We start from the raw sequence: 10,267 nt of genomic DNA, 5'->3' as shown, positions 1-10,267 counted from the left end.
GCCGCCGCCGCCCGGGCTCGGGCTCGTCGTCGCCACACCCGGTGGCGCCCTGCCGATGGGCCTCGTGCGCGCCGTCGTCCACGGTCCCGACCTCGCCGTCGGCGTCGGGCTGCTCGTCCTCGCCGCCGACGCCCGGGGGCTGTGGTCGCTCGCGGTGGGCGCGACGCTCGCCCTCCTCGCTGGCAGCTGCTGCGCCCTCGGGAGTAGGCGAGGATTCGGGCACGGCGCGGCGCGCGGATATCGTGGCTCCCGTGAGTGACGCCCCCATGGAGACCCCCGCCGACGACGAGCTGCCCGAGCAGATGCGCATCCGGCGCGACAAGCGCGACCGCATCCTCGCCGAGGGGCGGCAGGCCTACCCCGTGGGCGTCGGGCGGACCCACTCGCTGGCCGAGGTGGCGCAGTCCTGGGGGCACCTCGAGACCGGTGAGGAGACCGACGACGTCGTCACGGTCGCCGGCCGCGTCATGTTCGTGCGCAACACCGGCAAGCTCGCTTTCGCCGCGCTGCAGGAGGGCATCGGGACCCGCCTGCAGGTCATGCTCTCGCTCGCGGAGGTGGGCGAGGAGGCCCTCGCGGCGTGGAAGTCCGACGTCGACCTCGGTGACCACGTCGCCGTCACCGGCCGGGTCATCCGCTCGCGCCGCGGCGAGCTGTCGGTCATGGCGACCTCGTGGACGTTGGCCTCCAAGGCGCTGCGACCCCTCCCGGTCCTGCACAAGGACCTCTCCGAGGAGGCGCGCGTGCGTCAGCGCTACGCCGACCTCGTCGTGCGCCAGGAGGCACGGGACATGGTGCGGCTGCGCGCCGGCATCGTGCGGGCCATCCGCGAGACCCTGCACGCGCGCGGCTTCATCGAGATCGAGACGCCGGTGCTGCAGCTGGTGCACGGCGGCGCGGCAGCGCGCCCCTTTGACACGCACATGAATGCCTTCGACCAGAAGATGTCCTTGCGCATCGCCCTCGAGCTGCCGCTGAAGAAGGCAGTTGTCGGCGGTGTCGACAAGGTCTACGAGATGGGTCGTCTCTTCCGCAATGAAGGTGTCGACTCGACGCATTCTCCGGAATTCACCTCGCTCGAGGTCTACGAGGCCTGGGGTGACCAGTTCACGATGGCCGAGCTCATCAAGGAGCTGCACCTCGCGGCCGCAGACGTCGCCGGCAGCCGCGTCGTCACGACGCCCGCGGGCGAGGTCGACCTCGGTGGCGAGTGGCGCTGGCTCTCCTTCTACGACGGGCTGAGCGAGGCCGTCGGCGAGGCCGTCGACGTGACGACGCCCGTCGAGCGGCTGCGTGAGATCGCGGCGGCGAAGGGGGTCGACCTCGACCCGTCGTGGGAGGCGGGCAAGGTCGCCATGGAGCTCGTCGCCGAGCTCGTCGAGCCGACCTGCGTCCAGCCGACCTTCATCTGCGACTACCCGGCGATCGCCCAGCCCCTCGCGCGCCCGCACCGCGACAAGCCGGGCCAGATCGAGGCCTGGGACCTCTTCATCGGCGGGGTGGAGCGCGGGACCGCCTTTTCCGAGCTCATCGACCCCGTCATCCAGCGGGAGGTCCTCGAGGACCAGTCCCGAAGGGCCGCGGCCGGTGACGACGAGGCGATGCAGCTCGACGAGGACTTCCTGCGGGCCCTCGAGTTCGGTGCGCCGCCCATGGGTGGCCTCGGGCTCGGCATCGACCGTCTCATCATGCTCTTCACCGGTGCCGGTATCCGGGAGACCATCCTCTTCCCGCACCTGAAGCCGGAGGCTGATCCCATGGAATTCATCGACACCTGGTGGCCCTATGCGGCAGCCCTGCTGCCGACCGTCGGCGTCGCATTTCTCTTCTACTGGATCATCAAGTACATGATCGAAGGTGACCGGCGAGAGCGCCAGGCCCTCGCGCGATGGAATGCCGAGCAGAAGGCGAAGCAGCAGTCCTCAAGTGCACATTCCGAGCCTTCCGAAAAGGCGGACAAGGAATAGCATTTCTCGAATGCGACATCTGCGCCAGTGATGGTTAGTCTGGATCCGTCAATTCATTCTCATGATTGGATCCCCTATGGCACAGCGTGTGCAGATCATCCTTGAGGACGACCTCGACGGTGGCGACGCGACCGAGACCGTCACCTTCGGCCTCGACGGCGTGACCTACGAGATCGACCTCAACGAGCGCAATGCCGCCGCCCTGCGTGACGCCCTCGCCGGCTACGTCGGCGCCGGTCGTCGGGTCGCCGGTCGCAAGAGCTCGGGTGGCGCCTCGTCGTCGCGCACGAGCAGCAGCGAGCTGACCAAGATCCGCGAGTGGGCCCGGGCCAACGGCCACGAGGTCTCCGACCGCGGTCGCATCAGCCAGAAGGTGCGCGACGCCTACGCCCGGGCCAACGGCTGAGCGCCGCCCCCACGGGTGCCGAGCTGCGTGAGGCCGTCGCGCAGCTGGACCGGCACCTCGCCGTGCTCCGGGTCCGGGTCGCCGACGACGGCGACCCGGACCTCGGGGTGTCGCTGGCCCGGGCCACGCAGCTGGCCCCCGCGTGGATCGAGCGCTACGCCGAGGTGACGCTCGAACAGTCGGGGGTCGCCCCGCCGGGCATGCCCTCGGCCTTCGTCCTGCAGTACCTGATCGACCCGCTCGCCACGGTCATCGCGACGGCGGCGACGCGGACCCCCTTCGTGCTGTCGGCGGACCCCGCGCTGTGGTCGACCGGTCTCGACCCCGTCTACCTCTACCCGGTCGCCGTGCAGGTGCGGCCCGGTGACCACCGCCGCGTCGACGACGACGTGGCACGCCTGGACGCGGCCCGGGCCGGCTACGTCGCGACGGCCCGGACGATCGCCCAGGCCCTGCCGACGCCGACGAAGATGAGCAGCCGCCAGCGCCTCGGCATGGTCGAGGACATGTGGGAGATGGCGTTGGCCCGGCTGCACGGTGCGCCGCCGCCGGAGCGGGAGTCGTGCTGCCTGCTCTACGCGCTGCCCGGGTGCGCGCCGTGCGCGGGCTGCCCCCGGCAGGGCTGAGTCACCCGAGCAGCGGGGCGAGCAGGTCACCGTCGGTCTCGAGCCGCTCGAGCACCTGCTCGTGGTCGAGCTGGGTCAGCGCGCCGGGGTCCTCGGCGCCGGCCTCGACCTCCTCCCACGTCCGCGGGGCCGCGACCCACGGGTCCTCCCGACCGCGCATCGAGTAGGGGCAGACGGTCGTCTTCGCCGCGACGTTCTGACTCCAGTCGATGAAGACCTTGCCCGGCCGCAACGACTTCGTCATCTTCCACAGCACGAGGTCGGGGTGGCGCTGGGTCATCTCCTGTGCCAGCTGCTGGGTCAGGTCGCGGACCTGGTCGCTCGTGAGGTCGCCCCCGAGCGTCGCGTAGAGCTGCATGCCCTTGCTGCCCGAGGTGACGGGGTAGAGCTCGAGGCCGAGTGCGTCGAGTCGCTCCCGCAGCAGGAGCGCCACCCGGGCGCACTCGTGCAGACCGGCGGGCTTGCCGGGGTCGAGGTCGATGACGAGCCGGTCCGGGTTGAGCGGCTCGCCGTCGGCGACCCGCCACTGCGGCACGTGCAGCTCGATGCTGTTGAGGTTGACGAGATAGGTCAGCTGCGCGAGGTCCTCGACGAGGGGATAGGTGACGTCGTGGACCTGCACCCGCGGCAGCCAGTCGGGTGCGCCGGAGGGCAGGTTCTTTTCGAAGAAGCTCATGTCCTCGACCCCGTGGGGGAAGCGCACGCGGGTCACCGGCCGTCCGGCGAGGTGGGCGAGGACCGTCTCACCGGCCCGGGCGTAGTACGAGAGCACCTCTCCCTTCGTCGTCTCCGTCGCGGGGTAGAGCACCTTGTCGAGCGAGGTGAGCCGCAGGGCCCGGCCGGCCACCTCGACGCGCGTGACGGTGCCGCGGGGGTCAGCCATCGCCCGTCTCCAGCAGGTCGGTGGCGGTGAGGTCGGTCCGCACCCGCTGGAAGGCGGGCTGCCGCAGCCGGCCGCCCGAGCTGCGCCCGAGGGCGGCGACGTCGACGACGATCTCGGGCTCGACCCAGGTCGTGCCCGTCGCGTCCTCACGCGGCACCTCCGTGGCGAAGGGGGAGTCCGCTCGCTCCAGCGGTCGCAGCCGCGTGAGCAGGCTCGCCCCGGCACGGCCGGCGAGGCCGGAGCCGACCCGGCCGACGAAGCGCCACCCGTCGGTGTCGGGCAGCCCGACGAGCACGGCGCCGAGCCGGGTGCCCCCGACCTCGGGTCGCCAGCCACCGATGACCACGGAGACGCTGTCGCGGTGGGGCCGCTTGAGCCAGTCGGGCGAGCGGCGGCCGGGTGCGTAGGGCGCATCGCGTCGCTTGGAGACGACCCCCTCGAGGCCCTGGTCGACGGTGGCGGCGAGGAGGCCTTCGCCGTCGTCGTAGGTCGGGGGCACCTGGCAGCGCAGACCGTCGAGGTCGAGCTGCTCGAGCAACGCGCGGCGGGTCGACCAGGGTTGGTCGACGAGGTCCTGGCCGAGGAGGCGCAGCAGGTCGAAGGCGATGAAGGTGACCGGCCGTGCCACCGCGGCGCGGGCCGCTCGACGCGGGTCGGAGACGTGCATGCGCTCGGCGAGGGCGCCGAAGGAGGGCCGGCCGGCCTCGAGAGCGACGACCTCGCCGTCGAGGAGCATGTCGTCGTAGAGCTCGGCGAGCGCGACGAGCTCGGGGAAGGACGCGGTGACGTCGCGACCGGACCGGCTCGTGAGGGTCAGGCCGCCGCCGCGCACGTCGGCGAGCACCCGCATGCCGTCCCACTTGACCTCGTGCACCCAGCCGGGCCCCTGGGGCAGGGCCTCGGTGAGGGTGGCGAGCATCGGGCGCATGGGGCCATCCTGCCCGGTCGCGCCCGCAGGCCCCCGATAGTCTGACCCCGCTGGGTGGCCCCTCGGGCCCGCAGGGACGAGCGCAGGACATCAGGGGGACCCGTGGGGGAAGCGAACGCGACGCGCACCGTCGTCGTCGTCGGTGGAGCGCAGCTGGCGGCCACGACCGCTGCGATGCTCGCCGGGGCATCGGTGCGTCGTGAGGGGTACGCCCTGCTCGCCGAGCACGCGGCCCCGCCGGCCGGTGGGCCCGCACCGGTGCACCGACTCGCGCGCGGCACCCGACACCTCGACATCGCCGTCGCCACCCGCCCCCTCGACTGGCCGGGTGCCGTCGAGCACACCGACCAGGTGGTCGTCGCGACGACGACCGGCGACGTCGCCACCGCCGTGTCCCATCTGCAGGCCATGCACGCGCGGGGTGGTCGAGCGGCCGCGCTCGCGAGCTCGGCCGTCGTCGTCCTCTCGCGGGCGCACGCCGCGCAGCCTGCGCCGAGCGAGGTGACCGGTCGGTTTGCCGAGCTGGCCCGCGCGACGCTCACCGTGCCCCATCAGGACGGCGCCCCGGTCGCGCCGCTGCGGCAGTCGGCGCTGCCGCCGCCGACGCGAGAGGCGTGGGATCGGGTCGAGCAGGTCGTCGGTGCCGACGACCTCTCGCCCGACGAGATGGACACGCAGCCGCGGATCGACGTGCGTGACCTCTTCGCCGGTGGGGCGCCGGCAGCGTCCGCCGGACCCTGGCGCGACGACCCGCGGCCTTCGGGCCGTCGTCGGTGGTGGCTCGCCGGGGTCGCGGCCGTCGCCGTCGTCGCTCTGGTGGTCACCCCCTTCGTCATCGGCGGTGGCCTGCCGTGGGGTGGTGACCCGGCGGACGAGGCCGTGCGCATCTCGCCGGTCGCGCCCGTCCACGGGTGGACCAGCCAGGCCGAGTGGGTCTCGTCGCCGATCGCCGTCGAGGGGCGCGCCCCGACGGTCCTGCTGCGTGAGGGCGCCGTCATCACGACGACCGGTGACGTCGCGCAGCCCGACATCACCGCCCTCAGCGGGGCGGACGGGAGCCAGCTGTGGTCCAGCCGCGTCGACGGGCCGCTCACCGGACCCCCGCAGCTCATCACCTGGGAGGACCGGCCGGCCGTCATCGCGGCGACGAGCAACGAGCTCTACCTGTGGCCCCACCTCGGGTCCGGCGGCACGGCGCCGACGGTGCAGACCTGGACCTTCACCGAGGCCGACGTGCGGCTCGTGGAGGGCAGCCCGGTGCCGCTCCTCGCCAACGAGGAGACGCTGACCGCCCTCGTGCTCCACGACGGTGCCCTGCGCCGCCGGACCCTGCCGAGCGGCGGCAGCCCCGTCGGCGCCGATGACGAAGGGAGGGTCCTGTCCGTCGGGACGACCGGCCACTGGTGGCAGTCCGGTGACGGCGGGGAGGTCTCGACGGGCACCCTCCTTGCGCCGCCGGCCTACGGGTCGCTGCCGGGCAGCGTCCTCGGGGTCGCCGGTACCCACCTCGTCGTCAACTGGACGCGCAACAACCGCACGACCCACCTCGTGGGCTACGACGTCACCGACCTCATGGCCGAGAGCTGGACAACGACGGTGCCGGGCCGCGTGGGAGCGGACGACTTCGCGGCTTCGCCCGACGGCAGCTGGGCGGTCGCCGGCTCCGTGGCCGTCGACCTCGGCACGGGCACGACCGAGCCGTTGGCGAGCGGGTGGGAGACCCTACGGGTCATCGACGACCGCGCCTGGTCCCCGCGACACACGACGACGAAGGGGGGAGTGGTCACCCCTCTGCCCGAGGCGGTCCCCGACCCCGACGGCGTGCCGGTCGGCGTGACCGGCTCCGGCCTGGGCCTCGTCGTCGCCGCGGACGAGGACGGGCGCTCGCGGATCTACGCTCTGCGCCCCGACCCCGACGCGTAGGCTGGCGACGGCCACACGTCGTCAGGAGGACCCATGCGAGCGATCTGGAAGGGGGCCGTCTCCTTCGGCCTCGTCAACGTCCCCGTCCGCCTGTACTCGGCGACGGAGAACCACGACGTGCAGTTCCGTCAGGTGCACCGCACCGACGGCGGCCGCATCCGCTACAAGCGGTTTTGCAGCAAGGACGGCCGGGAGGTCGCCTACGACGACATCGCCAAGGGCTACGAGACCGAGGACGGCCAGATGATCGTCCTCACGGACGAGGACATGGCCGAGCTCCCGACGCGCAGCAGCAAGGAGATCAGCGTCGAGAAGTTCGTCCCCGAGGACCAGATCGACCCGATGCTCCTCGACAAGAGCTACTACCTCGAGCCGGACAAGACCGCGACCAAGCCCTACGTCCTGCTGCGGGAGGCCCTCGAGGCCCAAGGACGCATGGCGATCGTCACGGTCTCGATCCGCACGCGGATGACGATGGCCGTCCTGCGCGTGCGCGACGGGGTCATCGTCATGCAGACGATGTTGTGGCCCGACGAGATCCGCTCGGCCGACTTCGCGAGCGTCGAGGACCAGGAGCTCTCCGACAAGGAGATGTCGATGGCGCGCATGCTCATCGACGAGCTCGCCGGCGACTACGACCCCGACGAGTTCGAGGACGACTACGCGCTCGCCGTCGAGGCCCTCGTGCGCGCGAAGATCGACGGAGGGCAGGTCCAGCAGGTCGAGGACGACGAGGAGGAGTCGGGCGAGGTCGTCGACCTGCTCGCCGCGCTGGCCCGCTCGGTGGAGAAGGCGAAGGCCGCGCGCGGCGAGTCGTTCCCCGCGCCGGCGAAGGCGACCGCGAAGAAGGCGACCGCGAAAAAGGCGACGGCCAAGAAGGCGACCGCGAAGAAGGCGACCGCGAAGAAGGCGACAGCCAAGAAGACCGCCGCCACGAAGTCCACGGCGAAGAAGACCAGCGCGAAGAAGACGGCCCCGAAGAAGAAGGCGAGCTGAGCCCCCTTCGTCATGCCTGAAGGCCACACCCTCCACCGCATCGCCCGCGACCTGCACGCCACCTTTGCCGGGCAGGTCGTCGAGGTGTCGTCCCCGCAGGGGCGCTTCGCCGCGGGCGCGGCGCTGCTCACCGACCACGAGCTCGTCGAGGCGCGGGCGCACGGCAAGCACCTCTTCGTCGAGTTCGCCGGCGACCGCATCCTGCACGTCCACCTCGGGCTCATCGGGACCTTCACCATCGACGAGGCCGCCTACGTCGGCGAGCGGCCGGTCATCGGTCAGGTCCGCTGCCGCATCGCCTCGCAGAGGCACGTCGCGGACCTGCGCGGCCCGATGACGTGCGCGGTGGTCACCCCCGAGCAGGAGGACGCCGTGCACGCCAAGCTCGGCCCGGATCCCCTGCGGGACACCGATGGTGGGCCCGCCTGGGAGCGGGTCCACCGGTCGCGCAAGTCGATCGCGGCGTTGCTCATGGAGCAGGACGTGATCGCCGGGGTCGGCAACGTCTACCGCTGCGAGGTCCTCTACCGGCACCGGATCAACCCCGCGACGCCGGGGGAGCGCCTCAAGCGGGCCTCGTGGGACCTCATCTGGGCCGACCTGCGCCGGCTGCTGCCGCTCGGTGTGGCGACGAGCCGGATCGTCACCGTCGACGAGCAGGTCGAGCAGGTCGAGGCCGCCCTGGCGCAGGGGGAGGGCGTCCACCTCACGGAGCGGACGAGCTATGTCTACAAGCGCACCGACGAGGCCTGCGTCGTCTGCGGGTCGAAGGTGAGGGCGAAGGACGTCGCCGGTCGCACGCTCTACTGGTGCGGGAACTGCCAGCGCCGCAGCTGAGTCAGGGCCGCCGCGGTCGCTGCAGGCGGAAGACCTCGGGGGAGTGCCCCCACTCGTCGCGCCCGAGCCGGGAGACCGGCCGCAGCGCCTCGATCGTCGGGAGCCCGTCGACGAGGGTCGCGTCGTCGACGGTGATGGCACGCACCTCGCCGACGACGAGGTGCGCGTCGCCGAGGGCGAGCGTCGAGTGCAGGGTGCACTCGATCGATGCCGGCGAGTCCGCGACGCGGGGGGACGGGCACGACCGCGCTCGGCTCGAGCCGCACTCCGAGGGTCTGGGCCTCGTCGACCTCGGGGGCGAAGGGAGCGCTGCTCGCGTTGGCGAGCTCGGCGAGGTCCTCCGTGACGAGGTTGACGACGAAGTGACCGGTCGCGACGACATTGCGCACCGTGTCCTTGCGGCCGACGGAGGTGAAGCTGACCATCGCGGGGTGCGCGGAGACGACGGTGAAGAAGGAGTGCGGCGCGAGGTTGCCGACCCCGTCGGCGTCGAGGGTGGAGATCCAGGCGATGGGGCGTGGCACGACGATGCTCGTCAGCAGCCCGTACGCGTGGCTGCCCGGGTCGGTGGGGTCGAAGACCGTGCGCATGGAGTCAGCCTACGGAGGGCTCGACGTCGTCCACAGGGGCAGCGCGATGGCCGCGCGACGACTGCTGTCCCGACCTAGCGTGATCGCCATGCCTCGGATTCACGTCACCAGCCCCTTCGCCGAAGAGCGCACCACGCCGGTCGGCCCACCGCCCCCGGCCCCCACGGTCGCCGGTCACGCGGCCCTCGTGTCCGCCGTGACGCTCACCGTGTCGTGGGTCGCCGCGGCGGCCGTCGTGACCGTGCGTCGCGATGACGTGCACGCCTGGGTGCAGGGACGGGCGGCGACCTCTGCGGCGGTGGACCTCGCCAACCTCTGCATCGGACTGGGCGGTCTCGCCCTCCTGGCCGGCCTCGTGACGACCGGGTGGTGGTTGCTCGGCGTGCGACGGGTGGCCGAGTGGGCCGACCCGGGTCATCTGCAGCGACGGGCCCGCTGGTGGGCCTTCGCCGGCTGGGTCGTGCCGATCGTCAACCTCTGGTTCCCGTACCAGGTCGTGGCCGACGCGAGCCGTGCCCTCGGATCGCGGGTCGGCAGCTTCTGGCCGTGGTGGATCGCCTGGCTGCTCATGGGCGTCGGGTCGGTCCGCGACACCTCGGGCGGCCTGCTGGCCGATGCCGGTGACGTCGACGGCTGGGTCGCGGCCCTGCAGGTCAACGCCGTCGTCGCGGTCGTGGCCCTCGTGCTGTGGTGGCGCATCGTCCGGGAGGCCACCGCCGCCGCACAGCAGGCGGTTAGGGTCACCTCGTGAGCATCGTCAAGATCAACGCCATCAGCGTCCCCCCGCAGGCCGGCGAGGAGCTCGAGCGTCGCTTCGCCGAGCGCCAGGGCACCGTCGACGACGCCCCGGGCTTCGAGGGCTTCCAGCTGCTCCGCCCGACCGAAGGGGGCGACCGCTACTTCGTCGTGACCCGCTGGGCCGACGAGGAGTCCTTCGCCGCGTGGCGTGACGGCGGCGCCCGCGCCGCGCACGCGGGCGAGGGCAGGAAGCCGGTGGCCACCGGGGCGGAGCTGCTCGGCTTCGACGTCGTCATCGATGTGCCGGCGCCGTCGCAGGGCTGATCCGCCCGCCGGCACGCCTCAGTCCGCTGTGAGCGAACACCGCGGCACT

The 10,267-nt window shown here is 72.3% G+C and carries 12 protein-coding genes and 1 pseudogene; 9 read left to right on the top strand and 4 right to left on the bottom strand.

The features are described 5' to 3' along the window. From B277_RS17760 to B277_RS01025, 4 genes are all read left to right on the top strand, one after another. Positions 1–259: hypothetical protein (locus B277_RS17760; protein WP_007924181.1), on the top strand; the 259-nt coding region annotated here is incomplete at its 5' end. Between the two features lie 7 nt (positions 260–266). Continuing rightward, positions 267–1,967 carry a lysine--tRNA ligase gene (gene lysS / locus B277_RS01035; RefSeq protein WP_007924180.1) on the top strand — a complete coding sequence of 567 codons (1,701 nt, stop codon included), beginning with the start codon at positions 267–269 and terminating at the stop codon, positions 1,965–1,967. A gap of 76 nt (positions 1,968–2,043) precedes the next feature. Then, positions 2,044–2,373 carry a histone-like nucleoid-structuring protein Lsr2 gene (locus B277_RS01030; RefSeq protein ID WP_007924178.1) on the top strand — a complete coding sequence of 110 codons (330 nt, stop codon included), beginning with the start codon at positions 2,044–2,046 and terminating at the stop codon, positions 2,371–2,373. 62 nt (positions 2,374–2,435) lie between these two features. Then, on the top strand, positions 2,436–2,999 hold the full coding sequence (locus B277_RS01025; protein ID WP_007924169.1) for a (2Fe-2S)-binding protein: 564 nt from the start codon (positions 2,436–2,438) through the stop codon (positions 2,997–2,999). A gap of 1 nt (position 3,000) precedes the next feature. Here B277_RS01025 and ligD (B277_RS01020) read toward each other — a convergent pair whose 3' ends face one another. Continuing rightward, the gene (gene ligD / locus B277_RS01020; RefSeq protein ID WP_007924167.1) at positions 3,001–3,882 is read right to left on the bottom strand and encodes a non-homologous end-joining DNA ligase; all 882 of its coding nucleotides are present in this window, start codon (positions 3,880–3,882) and stop codon (positions 3,001–3,003) included. Further along, positions 3,875–4,810, bottom strand: coding sequence for a non-homologous end-joining DNA ligase (gene ligD / locus B277_RS01015; RefSeq protein WP_007924165.1), 936 nt, complete (start codon positions 4,808–4,810; stop codon positions 3,875–3,877). Before ligD (B277_RS01015) ends, ligD (B277_RS01020) begins: the two co-directional genes overlap by 8 nt. A gap of 102 nt (positions 4,811–4,912) precedes the next feature. Between ligD (B277_RS01015) and B277_RS01010 the strand changes: the two genes are divergently transcribed. From B277_RS01010 to B277_RS01000, 3 genes are read left to right on the top strand one after another with little or no spacing between them, the layout of a single operon-like run. Further along, positions 4,913–6,733 carry a hypothetical protein gene (locus tag B277_RS01010; RefSeq protein WP_007924163.1) on the top strand — a complete coding sequence of 607 codons (1,821 nt, stop codon included), beginning with the start codon at positions 4,913–4,915 and terminating at the stop codon, positions 6,731–6,733. A 33-nt stretch (positions 6,734–6,766) separates the two neighbouring features. Then, positions 6,767–7,729: a non-homologous end joining protein Ku gene (ku, locus tag B277_RS01005; protein WP_007924161.1), complete on the top strand. Its 963-nt coding sequence runs from the start codon at positions 6,767–6,769 to the stop codon at positions 7,727–7,729. Positions 7,730–7,741: 12 nt separating this feature from the next. Then, on the top strand, positions 7,742–8,566 hold the full coding sequence (locus B277_RS01000) for an Fpg/Nei family DNA glycosylase (RefSeq protein WP_007924159.1): 825 nt from the start codon (positions 7,742–7,744) through the stop codon (positions 8,564–8,566). A 1-nt stretch (position 8,567) separates the two neighbouring features. Here B277_RS01000 and B277_RS19645 read toward each other — a convergent pair whose 3' ends face one another. Further along, positions 8,568–8,948, bottom strand: coding sequence for a flavin reductase (locus B277_RS19645; RefSeq protein ID WP_338009715.1), 381 nt, complete (start codon positions 8,946–8,948; stop codon positions 8,568–8,570). Continuing rightward, positions 8,866–9,156 (bottom strand): annotated as a pseudogene (locus tag B277_RS19640) (flavin reductase family protein); the annotation flags it as partial. The gene B277_RS19645 and the pseudogene B277_RS19640, both read right to left, overlap by 83 nt. A gap of 88 nt (positions 9,157–9,244) precedes the next feature. Between B277_RS19640 and B277_RS15595 the strand changes: the two are divergent. Continuing rightward, the gene (locus tag B277_RS15595) at positions 9,245–9,907 is read left to right on the top strand and encodes a DUF4328 domain-containing protein (RefSeq protein ID WP_128276941.1); all 663 of its coding nucleotides are present in this window, start codon (positions 9,245–9,247) and stop codon (positions 9,905–9,907) included. Beyond that, a complete protein-coding gene (locus B277_RS00985; protein WP_007924155.1) occupies positions 9,904–10,218 on the top strand; it encodes an antibiotic biosynthesis monooxygenase family protein in 315 nt (104 codons plus the stop codon). Before B277_RS15595 ends, B277_RS00985 begins: the two co-directional genes overlap by 4 nt. Positions 10,219–10,267 lie beyond the last annotated feature (49 nt).

This window comes from Janibacter hoylei PVAS-1, from assembly GCF_000297495.1.
GTDB classification, from domain to species: domain Bacteria; phylum Actinomycetota; class Actinomycetes; order Actinomycetales; family Dermatophilaceae; genus Janibacter; species Janibacter hoylei.
Note: the sequence above shows the minus strand (reverse complement) of the source record. Positions and strands in the feature narration are given on the sequence as shown.

Coding starts and splice junctions, on each gene's coding strand:
- B277_RS01000 (WP_007924159.1), top strand. CDS start 7,742: ATGCCTGAAGGCCACACCCTCCACCGCATCGCCCGCGACCTGCACGCC.
- lysS (WP_007924180.1), top strand. CDS start 267: ATGGAGACCCCCGCCGACGACGAGCTGCCCGAGCAGATGCGCATCCGG.
- B277_RS01030 (WP_007924178.1), top strand. CDS start 2,044: ATGGCACAGCGTGTGCAGATCATCCTTGAGGACGACCTCGACGGTGGC.
- B277_RS19645 (WP_338009715.1), bottom strand. CDS start 8,948: ATGTCGTCGCGACCGGTCACTTCGTCGTCAACCTCGTCACGGAGGACC.
- ligD (WP_007924167.1), bottom strand. CDS start 3,882: ATGGCTGACCCCCGCGGCACCGTCACGCGCGTCGAGGTGGCCGGCCGG.
- ku (WP_007924161.1), top strand. CDS start 6,767: ATGCGAGCGATCTGGAAGGGGGCCGTCTCCTTCGGCCTCGTCAACGTC.
- B277_RS15595 (WP_128276941.1), top strand. CDS start 9,245: ATGCCTCGGATTCACGTCACCAGCCCCTTCGCCGAAGAGCGCACCACG.
- ligD (WP_007924165.1), bottom strand. CDS start 4,810: ATGCGCCCGATGCTCGCCACCCTCACCGAGGCCCTGCCCCAGGGGCCC.